Here is a 16,557-nt window from a genome sequence, read left to right as displayed (position 1 = left end):
GGCGCTGCCGCTGGTCCTGCTGCGCCGGGACCTGCGGCGCATCGCCGGCGGACGCCGGGTGCCGGCGCCGCGCGGGCTGGGCGACCGGCTGGCCGTGCTGGCCGCGGGGCTCATCGGCCGCGTGTAGGGCGGAGTCCGACATCGGCGCAGATGCCGGGGAGCGTCATGCTGTTCCATCGCCATCGGGCCAGGGCAATGCAGCATCGGCTGCAGGGTGCGTCAGCGTGAGTCGGCCGAGGAGTCGACGGCTCGGGCGCCGGTCACCGCCATCCGGGGCGTCCCCGCGATGCTCGACGCGTGCCGGCCGTTCAGCCGGTGGGCGCCTCGTCTCATGCGGAAGGCGGTCTGCCGGGGCCGGCTGGTTGCGCCGGGTCGGCGCATCGGGTGCCTGCGGGCCTGGAGCAGCCTGCGCTTCCCGCGCGGCCCGCGACCCCGCCGGGTGCCGCTTGCGGAAGGGCGCTGCGGCCGTGGCCGCCGGCAATCGCGTTCGGCGCGCGTCGGCAGTCACCCGCGGCCGCCATCCGCATCGGGCAGCGCCGCGGGCGATGGCGGCCGGCGGGCCATGGGCTCGTCCCTCCGGACGGTCCTGCTGGCCGCCGCCCGCATCCTCGGGCCGAAGGCCTCAGGCCCGCCGGGCGCGGCGGGCGGCGCCCAGGCCGAGCAGGCCGGCGCCGAGCAGCGCCAGGCTCGCCGGCTCCGGCACGCCGGGGACCGGCGGGTTGCCCGGGATGATGTAGACGCGGTCGATGACCACATCGGCCGACGGGAAGAGGCTCGTGTTGAAGGCGAACTCGATCGTGTAGACGCCGGCCGCCATGATGGTGGTGGAGCCCTGGAAGCTCTGCCAGGTCCGCGCCATCCCGCCCTTCACCGAGTAGTCCGCGAGGGTGACGCCGGCGATCATCCCCTTGAACCGGGCATCACCCGCATTGTTGTAGCCGTTCTGCGGGGCATAGGCGCTGAAGCCGATCTGATAGAGGCCAGTGGCCAGGAAGACGCTCTGCGTCAGGCTCTGGTTGGTGGCGAAGTCGGTGACGAAATAGGCCGCGCGCTCGCCGGCCGCGTCGGGCGAGTTGGTCGCGGCATTCGCCACGGGCACCGCCTCGCCGAAGGCGCCGGTCGGGTAGGCGGCGGCGGCGTTGTACTGGATGGCGACGGGCGGATAGCCCTGGCCGTCGGTGCCGCCGATGCTCCAGCCCTGCAGACCGTTGCTGCCGAGTTCGAAGCTGCCATTCGCCACCAGGTTGGCGGCCGTCGCCGGGGCGGCGAGGGCGACGCCGAGGGCCAGGCCGAGGAGGGTGGTGCGGAGGGACATGGGATGCTCCTGCGATTTGCGGTAAGTGCAAGAACAAATCCAAGAAGCGTGCCAACTGGTGAGACAGTGTAATTTCAAAGACTTGCATTTAACGTAATCGCGAGGGTCCTGCGGTTGTAAGATTTTCCGACGCGATGTTTCGCCGGCTGAGCAGATCTCCCATCCGTGTCGCCGGAGACCGCGACGCTCGGCCAGCGTGTCCCAGCCGTTGCGTAGAGAGTGATGGACCTGGCGCTTGCACGCAGGCACGCGCCGTCGATCCGCCCGGCAGGCCAGGGCGTCCGGCTGTCCTCGGCGCTACCGCACGGTGAAGGGAAGGCTGCCCTCGGCCATCTCGCCGGTGCGGCGGGACCTAGCCTCCCACCGCAGCAGGTATTCGCCCGGTGCCAGGCTGCCGGCCAGGGCGTAGAGCGTATCCGGCGAGGCGTCGAGCCGCGGGTGCAGCGCCCGGACCAGCGAACCGCCCTGCAGCACCAGCAGCCGGGAGGTGTTGTGGTCGACCGGATGGTCGAAGCGCACCCAGATCTCCTGCCGCGACCCGTCCATGGCGCTGCGGGCGACCGGCGAGGACTGCACCATCCGCGGCGGCTCGGCCGCGGCCGGCGGGGCGAAGGCCAGGATCAGTCCCAGGGTGACGGCGGCGCGGACAGGCATCGGAGGCGGCTCCCGGACCGGTGGTTCCCGGCACCCAACTCCATCGCACGGGACGGGCGGGGGGTTACGCCCCGGGCATGCCCGCGCTGCCTCGCCACAGGCCGCGACGGCGGCGCGGCGCCAGGCGGCTCAACCCGGAACCCGCCTGCGCCGCAGGTCCGGGTCGCGCCGGCGGATCACCTGCCGGGCGCCGGTGCGTCCCGCGGCCTGCGCCGGCAGGGCGCCTCAGGCACGCTTGCGCCGCCGTGCCGGCGCCGGCGCAGCCAGCAGCGGCGCGAGGAACCGGCCGGTATGGCTGCCCTCGGTCGCCGCCACCTCCTCCGGCGTCCCGGCGGCGACGATGCGGCCGCCGCCATCGCCCCCCTCCGGCCCCAGGTCCAGGATCCAGTCGGCGGTCTTGATGACCTCGAGGTTGTGCTCGATCACCACCACGGTGTTGCCGGCCTCGACCAGCGCATGCAGCACCTCCAGCAGCTTGCGCACATCCTCGAAATGCAGGCCGGTGGTCGGCTCGTCGAGGATGTAGAGCGTGCGGCCAGTGGCGCGGCGGGAGAGCTCCTTCGAGAGCTTGATGCGCTGCGCCTCCCCGCCCGACAGCGTCGTTGCCTGCTGGCCGAGATGGATGTAGCCCAGCCCGACCTCCTTCAGCACGCGCAGCTTCTCGGCGATGGCGGGCACGGCGGAGAAGAACTCCACGCCCTCCTCTACCGTCATCTCCAGCACGTCGGCGATGCTCTTCCCGCGGAACTTCACCTCCAGCGTCTCGCGGTTGTAGCGCTTGCCCTTGCAGGCATCGCAGGTGACGTAGACATCGGGCAGGAAGTGCATCTCGATCTTGATGACGCCGTCGCCCTGGCAGGCCTCGCAACGGCCGCCCTTCACGTTGAAGCTGAAGCGGCCGGGCTTGTAGCCGCGCGCCCGGCTTTCCGGCAGCTCGCTGAACCAGTCGCGGATCGGGGCAAACAGGCCCGTATAGGTCGCCGGGTTGGAACGCGGCGTGCGGCCGATCGGCGACTGGTCGATGTCGATGATCTTGTCGAGCTGGTCGAGGCCGTCGAGCTTCTCGTGCGGCGCCGGCACCGTGCCCGCGCCCATCAGCCGGCGCGCCGCGGCCTTGTAAAGCGTCTCGATCACCAGGGTGGATTTGCCCCCGCCCGACACGCCGGTGACGCAGGTGAAGGTGCCCAGCGGGAATTCGGCGGAGACGTCCTTCAAATTGTTGCCGCGGGCGCCGACCACCTTCAGCAGGCGCTTGCGGTCGATCTTGCGGCGGGCCTCCGGCACCTCGATCCGGCGGCGGCCGGCCAGGTAGTCGCCGGTGAGGCTGGCGGGGTTGGCGGCGACCTCGGCCGGCGTGCCCTGGGCGATGACGCGGCCGCCGCCGGCGCCGGCGGCGGGGCCGATATCCACCAGGTGGTCGGCGGCGCGGATGGCGTCCTCGTCATGCTCGACGACCAGGACGGTGTTGCCGAGGTCGCGCAGCCGCCGCAGCGTGGCGAGCAGGCGTTCGTTGTCGCGCTGGTGCAGGCCGATGCTGGGCTCGTCCAGCACATAGAGCACGCCGGTCAGGCCGCTGCCGATCTGCGAGGCCAGGCGGATGCGCTGCGATTCGCCGCCCGACAGCGTCGCCGAGGAACGGCCGAGCGAGAGGTAGTCCAGCCCGACATCCACCAGGAATTGCAGGCGCTCCTCGATCTCCCGCAGGATCCGCCGCGCGATCTCCTGCCGCTGCGGCGTCAGCGTTGCCATGACGCCGGCGAACCATTCCCGCGACTTGCGGATGGAAAGGGTGGAGGCATCGCCGATATGGCTGCCCGCGACCTTCACCGCCAGCGCCTCCGGCTTCAGGCGGAACCCCTTGCAGGCGTCGCAGGGCTTCTCCGCCTGGTAGCGGGTGAGATCCTCGCGGACCCAGGGATTGTCCGTCTCGCGGAAGCGCCGCTCCAGGTTGGGCAGCACGCCCTCAAAAGGCTTCTTCACGTCATAGGCGCGCAGCCCGTCCTTGTAGCGCAGGACGACCACCTCCTCGCCGGTGCCGCTGAGGATGGCCTTGCGCACCTTGGCCGGCAGCTCCGCCCAAGGGGTGCTGGTCTGCACCTTGAAGTGCCGCGCCAAGCTTTCGAGGGTCTGGTCGTAGTAGGGCGACTGCGCGCCGGCCCAGGGCACGACGGCGCCTTCCGCCAGGCTGCGCAGCTCGTCCGGCACGACAAGCTGCGGGTCGAAGAAGCTTTGCGTGCCCAGCCCGTCGCAGGTGGGGCAGGCGCCCTGCGGGCTGTTGAAGGAGAAGAGCCGCGGCTCGATCTCCTCGATGGTGAAGCCGGATTCCGGACAGGCGAATTTTGCGCTGAACACCGTGCGGTCCCCGGTGTCGGCATTCTCGGCATAGGCGATGCCGTCGGCCAGCGCGAGAGCGGTCTCGAAGCTGTCGGCCAGGCGCGGCGCGATCCCGTCGCGGACCACGATGCGGTCCACCACGATCTCGATATCGTGCTTGAATTTCTTGTCGAGCTTCGGCGCCTCGGCGATCGTCACCAGCGTGCCGTCCACCTTCACCCGCTCGAAGCCGCGGCGCTGCCACTCCGCCAGCTCCTTGCGGTACTCCCCCTTCTTGCCGCGCACCACGGGCGCCAGCAGCAGCAGCCGCGTGCCTTCCGGCATGGCCAGCACGCGGTCCACCATCTGGGAGACAGTCTGCGCCTCGATCGGCAATCCGGTCGCGGGCGAATAGGGCACGCCGACCCGCGCCCAGAGCAGGCGCATGTAGTCATGGATCTCGGTGACCGTGCCGACGGTGGAGCGCGGGTTGTGGCTGGTGGTCTTCTGCTCGATGGAGATCGCCGGCGACAGCCCTTCGATGCTGTCCACGTCGGGCTTCTGCATGAGCTGCAGGAATTGCCGGGCATAGGCCGACAGCGACTCGACATAGCGTCGCTGGCCCTCGGCATAGATGGTGTCGAAGGCGAGCGACGACTTGCCGCTGCCGGACAGGCCGGTGATGACCGTCAGCGTGCCGCGCGGGATGTCGAGGTCGAGATTCTTCAGGTTGTGGGTGCGGGCGCCCCGGATGCGGATCTGGCCGGCGGCAAGGGGGTTCGCCACAGGGGCAGGCATGCTGGCCATCGGGGTCGCTCCAGGGGCCCGGGCCGCAGCCCAGGTTCGCATTGTGTTCTTGGTGGGATGCCACCATATTCGGGCGGCGGGAAGGGGCCTCGTCAGGTCCCCGGCATGCGCCCAGGCTGGTTCCCGCGGGGGCCAGCCGGTATGCTGTCCGCTGGAATCCAGGGGTTGGGCGGCATGGCCGGCAGCGTGAACAAGGTGATCCTGGTGGGCAATCTGGGGCGTGACCCGGAAGCCCGCAACATGCAGTCGGGCGGCAAGGTCGTCTCGTTTTCCGTCGCCACCAGCGAGAGCTGGAACGACCGCGCCTCCGGCGAGCGGAAGGAGAAGACGCAGTGGCACCGCGTCGCCATCTTCAACGAGAAGCTGGGCGAGATCGCTGAGAAGTACCTGCGCAAGGGCAGCAAGGTGTATCTCGAAGGCGCGCTCGAGAGTCGCAAATTCACCGACAAGGACGGACAGGAGCGGGAGATCACCGAGGTGGTGATCGGCCGCTTCAAGGGTGAGCTGACGCTGCTCGACGGCCGCGGCGGCGGCGGCGAGGGCGGGGAAGGCGGCGGCGGTGGCGGCTATGGCGGCCGCTCCTCCGGCGGCTATGGCGGCGGGGAGCGCAGCGGCGGCGGTGGCCGGAGTGGCGGTGGCGGTGGCGGTGGCGGCGGGTGGGACAGCAAGCCCAAGGGCGGCGCCGACCTGGACGACGACATTCCCTTCTGACGCGGCCGCGTCGCGCGGGCCATGGCTGCGGCCCGCGCGTCCACCCTGGCATGCAGGGTAACCCGGATCATGCCGGAGAGGGGCCGCGCCGGCCGTAGTGATTCGCGCCGGAGGGACAGGCCGGGGCCTTTGGCCAGACCGTCCCTTTCAGGCGGGCGGCACGGCCTGGCGCGACGGGGGGCAGCTCTCGCGCCGTGCCCGGTTCCCGCCCGTGGCGGGCCTCCCTCAGGCGGAACCCGGACGGCTGCCGCCGCAGCGCCTTGGCGCCCGGTGGCGTCCCGGCCTGGTGCCCCGAAGCCGAAGTTTGCCGCCACTGGCGGCGAACTTCGGTTCGGATCACTCGCCTTTGTCGGCAGTGGCCTGCTGATCCGCTGCCTTCGCAGCCAGTGGCTGCGAACTGCGCGGGCAGGACACTGGAGCGGCGTCCGTTCGCCATGGCTCACGCCAACCGCTCCAGCCTTTCTAGTCTACGGGCATTGTCACCCGATCATGTGCTTCCACCTGATCGGGACCTGCTCTAGCCCGCCGCCGCCATGTCCTCGACCATCGGCGGATGGAGCGCGGCGAAGTCCGCCTCGCCCGGCACCGGGATCGTCAGGTCCTGCCAGCCGATGGCCACAGGCGCGGCCAGGCGCGCCCGCAGCGCCGGCGACACGGCGCCCGGGATGTCGATGGCCTGCAGCAGGCCGGGCCGGCCCGTGCCCCGGCGCGCCGCCAGGCTGTCCACCAGCCGCAGGATCATCGGCGCCACGCCCGGCACCACCTTGTAGAAGAAGCAACGCGCATCCGCGATCAGGCGCCCCGAGGCATCGCCGACATGGATGGGCGGCGACTGGCCGATCACCGGGCCGGCATCCACCTGCTCGATCATCCGGTGCACCGACCAGACCGTATGGAACACGCCGCGCGTCACCATGTCGTCCCAGGGGGACGGCCCGGCGCCATGGCCATTCGCCAAATCCGTCGGATGGCAGTTGTAGGCGCCGTAGGGCAGCGCATCCAGGATCGGCCGGTCGAGCACCTGGCCGAAGCCGCAGGTCACCAGCGCATCCGGCCGCCATTGCCCCAGCGCCTGGCGGAAGCCGGGCGTCTTGATCTCGCCGGTATAGACCGGGATGCCGGCCGCCAGCGCGGTGCGCAGCAGCCCAAGCTTGACCTGCAGCCGCTCCGCCGGCGGCATGATCGACCAGGCCCGCTTGCGCAGGCTGATGCGGGCCTGCGGGCTCACCGGATCGTCTGTCACCAGCCCGACGATCCTGAGACGTTCTGGAAAGCGCCGCTGATAGGCGAGCGCGGCCTGCAGCGTCGCCTGACCGATCCAGAAGCTGGCGAAGAGCACCAGGCGCAGCTGGCCCTGCGGCGCGGCAGAAGGCGGCAGGGCGGGCGGCATCAGCAGCTGCCCCCAGCGCGCGCCCTCCAGCGGGCGGGCGGTGCAGCCAGCGGGAAGCGCCGCCAGCCAGGCGGGGGGGACGGTATTCGGATGGCCGGACGTCATGCTGCGGAATCCTGTGAGTTGGCCGAGGCGACAGGGCAGGGCGCTGCGTCCCGGCGGCGCACCGGGTGGGTCTGGGATGGTTGAGCGATCATCCGGGACGACAACCTCCTGCCTGGTCTTTTCTCACACTATGCAACTCCACATAGGTGTGACCGGTGTATTGAGCAACTCATGGTCAAATCAATGCACGGCCGCGTGTTCTGCTGATCTATTCTGCAACCGGACTGGGGCATTGCAACCAATGCTGGTGCGGTTTGCCGCAAGGCGGCCGAATCACTATAATGGAGGGATGATGCCGGGGTCCCTTCGATCCCTGCGGCAATCCGCGCGGCGCCCGGCGATGCAGGCCGGGACCGCCGGTGGCCAGGAAAGTGGACAGCGTGAGCGATACGACCGACGGCGGCGGCGGGATCCGCCCCGAGGATGCCGTGCCCGTCACCCTCGAGGAGGAGATGCGCCGCTCCTACCTCGACTACGCGATGAGCGTGATCGTCTCGCGCGCGCTGCCCGATGCGCGCGACGGGCTGAAGCCGGTGCATCGCCGCATCCTCTATGCCATGCAGGAAAGCGGCTACACCGCGGACAAGCCGCACCGGAAGTCGGCCCGCGTGGTCGGCGACGTCATGGGCAAGTATCATCCGCATGGCGACGCCGCGATCTACGACGCCATGGTCCGCATGGCGCAGTCCTTCTCCATGCGGGTGCCGCTGATCGACGGCCAGGGCAATTTCGGCAGCATGGACGGCGACCCGCCGGCCCAGATGCGCTACACGGAGGTGCGCCTGGCCCGCGCCGCCTCCGCCCTGCTCGAGGGGATCGACGAGGACACCGTCGACTTCCAGCCGAACTACGACGAATCGGAGCATGAGCCGCGCGTCCTGCCGGCCGCCTTCCCGAACCTGCTGGTGAACGGCGCGCAGGGCATCGCGGTCGGCATGGCGACCAACATCCCGACGCACAACCCGGGGGAGGTGATCGACGCGGCGCTGGCGCTGATCGCGGAGCCGGACACCCCGCTGCCCGAGCTCATGAAGATCATCCCCGGGCCGGATTTCCCGACCGGCGCGCTGATCCTCGGCCGCGCCGGCATCCGTTCGGCCTTCGAGACCGGCCGCGGCTCCATCCCGCTGCGCGCGCGCTGCGAGATCGAGGACATGCGCGGCGGCCGCCAGGCCATCATCGCCACCGAGATCCCCTTCCAGGTCAACAAGGCGAACCTGATCGAGAAGATCGCCGAGCTGGTCCGCGCCAAGGCGATCGAGGGCATCTCCGACCTGCGGGACGAGAGCGACCGCGACGGCATGCGGATCGTCATTGAGCTCAAGCGCGACGCGACGGCGGAGGTGGTGCTGAACCAGCTCTACCGCATGACGCAGCTGCAGACGTCGTTCCCGGTCAACTTCCTCGCGCTCGACAACGGCCGGCCGCGGCAGATGGGGCTGATCGACGCGCTGAAGGCCTTCATCGCCTTCCGCGAGGAGGTGATCCTGCGCCGGTCCCGCTACCGGCTGGCCAAGGCGCGGGAACGCGGCCACCTGCTGATCGGCCTGGCCATCGCGGTCGCCAATATCGACGAGGTCATCCGGCTGATCCGCGCCAGCCGCGACGGCGTGGAGGCGCGCGCCGCGCTGATGGCGCGCGACTGGCCGGCGGGCGATATCGGCGTGCTGCTGGCGCTGGTCGAGGATGCCGGCAACCTGGTGACGCCGGAAGGCACGGTGCGCCTGACCGACGCCCAGGCCCGCGGCATCCTGGCACTGACCCTGAACCGCCTGACCGGCCTCGAGCGGGAGAAGATCACCGCCGAGCTGGAGGAGATCGCCGCCCGCATCCGCGAGTTGCTGGAGATCCTCGGCAGCCATCCGCGCCGGATGGAGGTGATGGCCGAGGAGCTGCGCGCCGTGCGCGCCGCGATCGCCTCGCCGCGGCTGACCCAGATCGTCGACGGCATCGCCGATGTCGACGACGAGAGCCTGATCGAGCCGGGCACCATGGTGGTGACGCTGACGCGCGACGGCTATGTCAAGCGCACCGGCCTCGACACCTTCCGGGCGCAGAACCGCGGCGGCCGCGGCCGCAGCGCCGCCTCCACCCGGCAGGACGATGTCGTCGTCCGCAGCTTCATCGCGCATACCCACCAATGGGTGCTGTTCTTCACCAGCCGCGGCATGGCCTTCCGCGAGAAGGTCTGGCAGCTGCCGGAAGGCGGTGCCACCGGCAAGGGGCGCAGCCTGCGCCAGGTGCTGGCCTTGCAGGAAGGCGAGCAGATCACCGCCGTGCTGCCGCTGCCGCAGGATGAGAGCCTGTGGGAAGGGCTGCACCTCGTCTTCGGCACGGCCTCGGGCAATGTCCGGCGCAACAAGCTCTCCGATTTCCGCAATGTCCGCGCCGCCGGCCTGATCGCGATGAAGCTGGAGGACGGCGATTCGCTGATCGGCGTGCAGACCTGCCGGGAGGGCGACGACGTCCTGCTGGCGACGCGCAACGGCCGCGCCATCCGCTTCCAGGCGACCGACGACGTGCTGCGGGTCTTCGCCGGGCGGGACAGCAGCGGCGTCCGCGGCATCCGGCTGGCCAAGGGCGACGAGGTGATCGCGCTGTCCGTGCTGCGGCATGTCGAGGCGACGCCTGCCGAGCGCGAGGCGGCGATTCGCCTGGCGGCGCAGCGCCGCCGCAACGGCAGCGGCGCCGAGGAGGCGGAGGCCGTGCCCTCGACCGGCGAGGAGGGCGAGGAGGCGGCCGAAGAGATCACCCTCTCCCCCGAACGCGCGAAGGAGCTGGAGGAGGCTGAGGAGATCATCCTCGCCATCACCGATGGCGGCTTCGGCAAGCGCAGCCTGGCCTTCGACTACCGCATCACCGGCCGGGGCGGGCAGGGGCTGGAGGGGATGCTGTTCTCGAAGCGCACGGGCAAGGAGGTGGTGGCCACCTTCCCGGTGCGGCCGGGCGACGATGTCATGCTGGTGACCGATACCGGCCGGCTGATCCGGCTGCCGGCCGACCAGGTGCGCTTGACGCGACGCCGCAGCCTGGGCGTCATGCTGCTCCGCTTGGGGGAGGGTGAGCGCGTGACGAGTTGCTTCCCGGTCGTCGACGACCAGGGCGAGGCCGGGCCGGACAGCGGCGCCGCGCAGGCGGGCGCGCTGGCCGCGACCGAGCCGCCGGTCGAGACGGGATCGCCCCCCGATGCCTGAGCGGGTCGGCCTCTATCCCGGCACCTTCGACCCGGTGACGAACGGGCATATCGACGTCATCGGCCGTGCCGCCCGCATCCTCGACCGGCTGGTGATCGGCGTCGCGATGAACATCGGCAAGGGCCCGCTCTTTCCGCTCGAGGAGCGGGCGGAACTGGTGCGCGCCGAGACCGACGCCATCGCCCGGCGGACCGGCTGCCAGATCGATGTGCGGCCCTTCGAGGGGCTGCTGGTCGGCTTCGCGCAGGAGGTCGGCGCGAGCATGATCATCCGCGGCCTGCGCGCCGTGACGGATTTCGACTACGAGTTCCAGATGGCCGGCATGAACCGCCGCCTGGACCACGACATCGAGACGGTGTTCCTGATGGCGAGCGAGACGAACCAGTTCATCTCCTCGCGCTTCGTGAAGGAGATCGCCCGGCTTGGCGGCGATGTCTCCTCCTTCGTGCCGAAGCTGACCTTGGAACGCACGCTGGCCCGGGTGCGCAACCCGGCGCCGGGCTGAGCGCTGCCCCCAGGACGGAGTCTTCCCCCATGTTGCGACGACATCTCGCGGGCCTCGCCCTGCTTGGCGCCCCTGCCTTCCTGCGTTCCGCCCAGGCCCAGGCACCAGCCTCCCGGGTGGTGTTCGAGCTGAAGGACGGCCCGGTCACCATCGAGCTGCTGCGGGATGTCGCCCCGCAGCATGTCGAGCGGATCACCACCCTGGTGACGCGCGGCTTCTACGACGGCACGCCCTTCCACCGGGTGATCGAGGGCTTCATGGCCCAGGGCGGCGACCCGACCGGCACCGGCACCGGCGGCGCGCGCGACCTGCCCGACCTGCCGGCGGAGTTCACCGACAAGTACCGCTTCCTGCGCGGCGTCTGCGGCATGGCCCGCAGCCAGAACCCGAACAGCGCGAACAGCCAGTTCTTCATCATGTTCGCGCCGGCGCCCAGCCTCGACCGGCAATACACCATCTGGGGGCGCGTGGTCGCCGGCATGGATGCGGTGGACAAGATCAAGCGCGGCGACCCGGGCAGCAACGGCCTGGTGCGCGGCCCGGACCGGCTGCTGCGCGCCCGCCTGGCCACCGCCTGACCCCCCTCACACAAGGACGCATTGGCATGAGCGACGAAGCCGGCAACCCCGAGAAAGTCCCGGGCGAGCCCCCGATCGAGGCGACCGCGGCCGAAACCCCGGCGACCGAGGCGCCCGCGGCCGAAGCGGCGCCGGCGGCCGCGGCGCCGGCCGAGCCCGACCCGAAGCTCGAGAACACCCTGATCCTTGAGCTGAAGGACGGGCCGGTGACCATCGAGCTGCTGCCCGACCTGGCGCCGCAGCATGTGGACCGCATCAAGACGCTGGCCCGCGCAGGCTTCTACGACAACACGCCCTTCCACCGGGTGATCGAGGGCTTCATGGCCCAGGGCGGCGATCCGACCGGCACCGGCACCGGCGGCGCGCGGGAGCAGGGCTACGAGGACCTGCCGGCCGAGTTCAGCCCGCCGGGCAAGGCGCGCTTCGTGCGCGGCACCTGCGGCATGGCGCGGACCATGAACCCCAACAGCGCGAACAGCCAGTTCTTCATTATGTTCGCACCGGCCGCCAGCCTCGATGGCCAGTACACCATCTGGGGCCGCGTGGTCGCCGGCATGGAGGCGGTCGACAAGATCAAGCGCGGCACCGGCGGCAACGGCATCGTCCAGGGCCCGGACCGGCTGATCAAGGCGCGCATCGCCGCCGACCAGCCGGCCGGGTAGCCCCCCGGCGGCTGACCGCCGCGGTTGACTTTCACCGCGCGGCGCGCTTTTCCCGCGCGCCGCCGCGGCGTGGGAGCCGGTAGCTCAGCTGGTAGAGCACGGGACTTTTAATCTCGTGGCCGTGGGTTCGAATCCCACCCGGCTCACCATCGCGGTCATGCCGCCCGGGCGCGTGCCGTCAGCCCGTCCATCACCCGGTCCACCCGCTGCAGCGTGGCGGGGTCCTGCCGGAAGGCAAGGGCCAGGATGCCGTTTGCCGCGCGCGCCACGCGCGCCGCCACCGGTCCGCCCGCGCCGGGCAGGTCCATTTCCATCTCCGTCCCGGCTGCCAGGACCAGGCCGCAGCGTAGCGCCAGGCCACCGCGCGAGATGTCCAGCATCTCTGCCGCGGTGTCCGACCCGCCGCCGCGCGGCCGCAGGACCGCCCGGGCCTCGCCGGCGGGTATCCGCTCGAAGCGGCGCCGTTCCCCGTCGTCGCTGCGCATGGCGGCCAGGAACTGGTCCACCTCCTCGCGCAGCTCGCCGGCGACGCGGGAAACCTTGTCCGCCGCCGTCAAAACCTCCCGGCTCGCCTCGCCGGCCGACTCCGCCTCGCCGGACACTTCCTGCATGGACCGCGTCGTCGCCTCGTTCTGGTGCGCCACGGTCTGCACGCTGGCGGCGATCTCCCGCGTCGCGGCGCCCTGCTCCTCGACCGCCGCGGCGATGGCCGAGGCGACCTCGTCCACCTGGCCGATCGCCAAGCTGACCTCCTGCACCGCGCCGACCGCCTGGGTGGTCGCGGCCTGGATGGCGGCGACCTGGCTGGCGATCTGCTCGGTCGCCTTGGCGGTCTGCCCGGCCAATGCCTTCACCTCGCTCGCCACCACCGCGAAGCCCTTGCCGGCCTCGCCGGCGCGGGCCGCCTCGATCGTCGCGTTGAGGGCCAGCAGGTTGGTCTGGCCGGCGATGTCGCTGATCAGCCGCACCACCTCGCCGATCTGCCCCGCCGCCTCGGACAGGCTGCGCACGGTGGCATCCGTGGCGCGGGCGCGACCCACCGCGTCCTGCACCGACGCCGCCGCCTGCGCCACCTGGCGGGAGATCTCGGCGACGCTGGCGCTCAGCTGCTCGACCGCCGAGGCGACGGTGCCGAGGTCGCGGGCGCTCTGCGCCGCGCCATCGGCGGTCCCGGCGCAGCGCTCCCCCGTCCGGCCTGCCACCTGGGCCATCTCGGCCGAAGCCTGGCGCATCGACTCGGCGGCATCGCCCAGGGTCGTCATGACGCCGGAGACCGAGGCGCCGAAATCCTGGGTGTGGCGGTCCATGGCGGCCTGCCGCCGATCGCGGGCCGAACGCTCGGTCGCGGCCCCGGCCTCGATCCGGTCCTTCTCCAGCGCGGCCTGGCGGAACAGCTCCACGGCGCCGGCAATGGTGCCGACCTCGTCGCGCCGACCCATCCCGGGGATGGCGGAGGATTTGTCGCCGCGCGACAGGGCCAGCATCCGTTCGCAGAGCCGGCCGACCGGGCGCGAGACGCCGAACTGCATGAGCGCGAGCGCGATGGCGGTGGACAACGCCGCCCCCAGCCCGGCAGCGAGCATGGCCTGCAGCCGCGTCGCGGCGGTTTCCGCCGTCAGCGCCTCGCCACGGCGGAGCATCGCCTCCTCGGTCGCCACCGACATGTCGCGCAGCCGGAACCGGCTCGCGGATGCCAAGGGGAAGTACTGCTCGCGCAGGATCCGCATCGCCGTCACATTGTCATCCGCCAGCGTGGCCTGCTCGATCCCGGCGGCGATGTCGATGGCGCGCTGGAAGTCGGCCTCGACCGCGTTGATATCCGCGCCCAGGGCCGGCATCGCGGCGCGCGCGATCTCCAGCCTTTCCCGCGTCAGGCTGCGCGCCGCCGCCATCTCCTGCTGGACCGCCTGCATGCGGTCGGGTTCGGGCGTGGCGATCATCAGGTTCAGCAGGCGGCCGCTATCCACCAGGGCGACATTGGCCCGGACCAGCATCAGGGCCGCTGCGGCATCCGAGGCAAGGAGGGTGCGGTAATGCGCATCCACCGCCGACATCCGGCTGGCCGCATACCAGCTCGCCCCCAGGCCGGAGGCCGCCATCAGCGCCAGCGCGATCATCACCTTCGCGGCGATGCGCAGGTCCCGCAGCCAAAGCGCCAGCCTGCCCATGCCCGCTCTCCCGAAGCCCGGTCGAGGCCATCCCTACGCTGCGGGGCATGAGCATCCGGTAAAGCCGTGCCGTCGGGGCAACGACCCGACGCCGCGACCGGCAGCGCTCGAGCGAGGCCGGGCGCGGGCCGTGCCGCGGCCCGCCGGATTGACCCGCGCGGCGCGCCATGCCCCACTCCGGCCGGCGCCGACGGGCGCCGTTCGGGGAGGGAGAAAACCGATGTTCATCGAGCAGCGCATCTACACCGCGCATCCCGGCAAGCTGCCGATGTGGCTGAAGGCCTATGGCGAGATCGGCGGCCCGGCCTCCTCCCGCACCCTGACGCCGCTCATGGGCATGTTCACGGTCGAATTCGGCCAGATCAACCGCGTGCTCTTCATCCGCGGCTTCGACGACATCGACGCGCGGGAGGAAGGACTGAAGCGGCGCGACGCCGATCCCGACTGGCAGCGCTTCCTGGAGGCGACGCGGCCGCACGCGCCGCTGATGATGCAGGAAGCCAAGCTGATGAAGACGGTGGACTTCTCGCCGATCCAGAAGGTCGGCCAGCCCTTCGAGCGGAAGATCGAGGGCACGCAGATGGTCGTCGACCACCGCACCTATGACTTCGAGCCGGGCCGGATCAACGCCTGGATCGACGCCTATCGCAGCCTCGGCAAGCCGGTGCAGGACCGGCTGCTCGGCCAGCTGCTGTTCTTCTGCGTGACCGAATGCGGGCCGATCAACCAGGCGGTCTTCGCCTGGGCCTATTCCTCGCTGGGCGACCGCGACCGGCGGCGGGCGGCGATGATGGCCGATCCGGGCTGGGCGGAGTTCCAGAAGGCGACCGGCGGGCTCGGCGCGCTGAAGGCGCAGAACACCATGATCCTGAAGCCCGTGCCCTGGTCGCCCATCCGCTGATGCGGCGACTGCTCCCCCTCGCGGCCGGCCTGCTCGCGCTCGGCCTCCTGTCCGCCGGGCCGGCGCGGGCCGGCCAGACGCTCGATACGGTCAAGGCCCGCGGCACGCTGAACTGCGGCGTCAATGTCGGCGTCGCCGGCTTCTCCCTGCCGGACAGCCAGGGCACCTGGCGCGGCATGGATGCGGATCTCTGCCGCGCCGTCGCCGCCGCCCTGTATGGCGACCCGGCCAAGGTCCGCTTCGTGCCGCTGACCGCGGTGCAGCGCTTCACCGCGCTGCAATCCGGCGAGATCGACGTGCTGATCCGCCAGACCACCCTGACCATGACGCGCGACACCACGCTCGGCCTGCGCATGGTCACGGTGAACCTCTATGACGGCCATGGCTTCATGGTCCGCAAGGATGCCGGCGTGACGGAGCCGAAGGGAATGGATGGGATGACCATCTGCCTCTCCCCGGGCACGACGAACGAGCTGGTCACCACCGACTGGTTCCGCGCGAACACCCTGCGCTTCACCCCGCTGCTGCAGGAAAGGATGCAGGACAATGCCCAGGCGCTGCAGGCCGGCCGCTGCGACGCCATCGGGACGGACGCGACGCAGCTTGCCGCGCTGCGCAGCCAGTTCACCCGCCCGGGCGACTTCGTCATCCTGCCGCAGCGCTTCAGCAAGGAACCCTATGGCCCGGTGGTGCGGCGCGACGACCAGGAATGGTTCGACGTGGTGCGCTGGACGGTCAGCGCGCTGATCCAGGCGGAGGAGCTGGGCATCACCAGCGGGAATGCCGAGGAGCAGCGGCGGGCCAGCCAGAACCCCGAGGTGCGGCGGCTGCTGGGCGCCGACCCGGTGCTCGGCCAGGCGCTCAAGCTCGACCCCGCCTGGGCCTTCAACGCCATCCGCGCCATCGGGAATTACGGGGAGCTGTTCGAGCGGCATCTCGGCCCGAAGACGCCGATCGGGCTGGAGAGGGGGCTGAACCGGCTCTGGACCGAAGGCGGCCTGATGTATTCCTGGCCGATGCGCTGACCCGGCCCGTGGTGGCCGCCGGGGCCTGCCCCGGCGGCAGGGCGCCGGCCCAGCCTGGCGGCGTGGCGGCCCCGGCTCAGGACCGCCGCGGCGGCAGCAGCAGCATGGACCGGCCGGCGACGGGAATCGGCGCCGCGCGGTAGGCGTCCAGCCCCCGCCCATTGCCGGCCATGCCGGCCGGGGCGGGCAGGATGCGCGCCTCGCCATTCCCCAGCATCGCGCCGCCGCC

Annotated in this window: 12 protein-coding genes and 1 tRNA gene; 8 read left to right on the top strand and 5 right to left on the bottom strand. The window is 71.3% G+C overall.

Features of this window, described 5'->3' with window-relative positions; translation table 11 throughout:
- Positions 1 to 622: 622 nt before the first annotated feature.
- The 3 genes from E2C05_RS18680 to uvrA form a co-directional block, all read right to left on the bottom strand.
- Entirely contained in the window at positions 623 to 1,315 is a 693-nt protein-coding gene (locus E2C05_RS18680; RefSeq protein WP_133221166.1) for a PEP-CTERM sorting domain-containing protein, read from the bottom strand.
- Between the two features lie 297 nt (positions 1,316 to 1,612).
- Positions 1,613 to 1,969 (bottom strand): copper resistance protein CopC, encoded by a 357-nt coding sequence (locus tag E2C05_RS18675; RefSeq protein ID WP_133221165.1) that lies wholly within the window; start codon positions 1,967 to 1,969, stop codon positions 1,613 to 1,615.
- Between the two features lie 225 nt (positions 1,970 to 2,194).
- Entirely contained in the window at positions 2,195 to 5,080 is a 2,886-nt protein-coding gene (gene uvrA / locus E2C05_RS18670) for an excinuclease ABC subunit UvrA (protein ID WP_133221167.1), read from the bottom strand.
- 183 nt (positions 5,081 to 5,263) lie between these two features.
- Between uvrA and ssb the strand changes: the two genes are divergently transcribed.
- Positions 5,264 to 5,800, top strand: coding sequence for a single-stranded DNA-binding protein (gene ssb / locus E2C05_RS18665; protein WP_133221164.1), 537 nt, complete (start codon positions 5,264 to 5,266; stop codon positions 5,798 to 5,800).
- A gap of 517 nt (positions 5,801 to 6,317) precedes the next feature.
- Here ssb and E2C05_RS18660 read toward each other — a convergent pair.
- Positions 6,318 to 7,295 (bottom strand): formyltransferase family protein, encoded by a 978-nt coding sequence (locus E2C05_RS18660; RefSeq protein WP_133221163.1) that lies wholly within the window; start codon positions 7,293 to 7,295, stop codon positions 6,318 to 6,320.
- 380 nt (positions 7,296 to 7,675) lie between these two features.
- Here E2C05_RS18660 and gyrA point away from each other — a divergent pair, with 380 nt between their 5' ends.
- From gyrA to E2C05_RS18635, 5 genes are all read left to right on the top strand, one after another.
- Complete coding sequence (gyrA, locus tag E2C05_RS18655) at positions 7,676 to 10,489, top strand: DNA gyrase subunit A (RefSeq protein WP_408901622.1); 2,814 nt, start codon at positions 7,676 to 7,678, stop codon at positions 10,487 to 10,489.
- A complete protein-coding gene (gene coaD / locus E2C05_RS18650; protein ID WP_133221161.1) occupies positions 10,482 to 10,994 on the top strand; it encodes a pantetheine-phosphate adenylyltransferase in 513 nt (170 codons plus the stop codon). Before gyrA ends, coaD begins: the two co-directional genes overlap by 8 nt.
- A 29-nt stretch (positions 10,995 to 11,023) precedes the next feature.
- Positions 11,024 to 11,572 (top strand): peptidylprolyl isomerase, encoded by a 549-nt coding sequence (locus E2C05_RS18645; RefSeq protein WP_133221160.1) that lies wholly within the window; start codon positions 11,024 to 11,026, stop codon positions 11,570 to 11,572.
- Between the two features lie 26 nt (positions 11,573 to 11,598).
- Positions 11,599 to 12,234 carry a peptidylprolyl isomerase gene (locus E2C05_RS18640; RefSeq protein WP_133221159.1) on the top strand — a complete coding sequence of 212 codons (636 nt, stop codon included), beginning with the start codon at positions 11,599 to 11,601 and terminating at the stop codon, positions 12,232 to 12,234.
- Between the two features lie 73 nt (positions 12,235 to 12,307).
- A tRNA-Lys gene (locus E2C05_RS18635) sits at positions 12,308 to 12,383 on the top strand.
- A gap of 6 nt (positions 12,384 to 12,389) precedes the next feature.
- Here E2C05_RS18635 and E2C05_RS18630 read toward each other — a convergent pair.
- A complete protein-coding gene (locus E2C05_RS18630; protein WP_133221158.1) occupies positions 12,390 to 14,402 on the bottom strand; it encodes a methyl-accepting chemotaxis protein in 2,013 nt (670 codons plus the stop codon).
- Between the two features lie 220 nt (positions 14,403 to 14,622).
- Between E2C05_RS18630 and E2C05_RS18625 the strand changes: the two genes are divergently transcribed.
- Together E2C05_RS18625 and E2C05_RS18620 are read left to right on the top strand one after the other, a co-directional pair.
- A complete protein-coding gene (locus tag E2C05_RS18625; RefSeq protein ID WP_158292228.1) occupies positions 14,623 to 15,303 on the top strand; it encodes an NIPSNAP family protein in 681 nt (226 codons plus the stop codon).
- A complete protein-coding gene (locus E2C05_RS18620) occupies positions 15,303 to 16,328 on the top strand; it encodes an amino acid ABC transporter substrate-binding protein (RefSeq protein ID WP_133221156.1) in 1,026 nt (341 codons plus the stop codon). The genes E2C05_RS18625 and E2C05_RS18620 overlap by 1 nt, the downstream gene beginning before the upstream one ends.
- Positions 16,329 to 16,557: the final 229 nt, after the last annotated feature.

It is taken from the genome of Paracraurococcus ruber (genome assembly GCF_004353985.1).
GTDB lineage: Bacteria > Pseudomonadota > Alphaproteobacteria > Acetobacterales > Acetobacteraceae > Paracraurococcus > Paracraurococcus ruber.
The sequence above is the reverse complement of the archived record's forward strand: the minus strand, read 5'-3'. Positions and strand labels throughout refer to the sequence as shown.

Excerpts from the sequence above, each read along its gene's own strand:
- E2C05_RS18680 (WP_133221166.1), bottom strand. The coding sequence starts at position 1,315 with ATGTCCCTCCGCACCACCCTCCTCGGCCTGGCCCTCGGCGTCGCCCTC.
- E2C05_RS18675 (WP_133221165.1), bottom strand. The coding sequence starts at position 1,969 with ATGCCTGTCCGCGCCGCCGTCACCCTGGGACTGATCCTGGCCTTCGCC.
- uvrA (WP_133221167.1), bottom strand. The coding sequence starts at position 5,080 with ATGCCTGCCCCTGTGGCGAACCCCCTTGCCGCCGGCCAGATCCGCATC.
- ssb (WP_133221164.1), top strand. The coding sequence starts at position 5,264 with ATGGCCGGCAGCGTGAACAAGGTGATCCTGGTGGGCAATCTGGGGCGT.
- E2C05_RS18660 (WP_133221163.1), bottom strand. The coding sequence starts at position 7,295 with ATGACGTCCGGCCATCCGAATACCGTCCCCCCCGCCTGGCTGGCGGCG.
- coaD (WP_133221161.1), top strand. The coding sequence starts at position 10,482 with ATGCCTGAGCGGGTCGGCCTCTATCCCGGCACCTTCGACCCGGTGACG.
- E2C05_RS18645 (WP_133221160.1), top strand. The coding sequence starts at position 11,024 with ATGTTGCGACGACATCTCGCGGGCCTCGCCCTGCTTGGCGCCCCTGCC.
- E2C05_RS18640 (WP_133221159.1), top strand. The coding sequence starts at position 11,599 with ATGAGCGACGAAGCCGGCAACCCCGAGAAAGTCCCGGGCGAGCCCCCG.
- E2C05_RS18630 (WP_133221158.1), bottom strand. The coding sequence starts at position 14,402 with ATGGGCAGGCTGGCGCTTTGGCTGCGGGACCTGCGCATCGCCGCGAAG.
- E2C05_RS18625 (WP_158292228.1), top strand. The coding sequence starts at position 14,623 with ATGTTCATCGAGCAGCGCATCTACACCGCGCATCCCGGCAAGCTGCCG.
- E2C05_RS18620 (WP_133221156.1), top strand. The coding sequence starts at position 15,303 with ATGCGGCGACTGCTCCCCCTCGCGGCCGGCCTGCTCGCGCTCGGCCTC.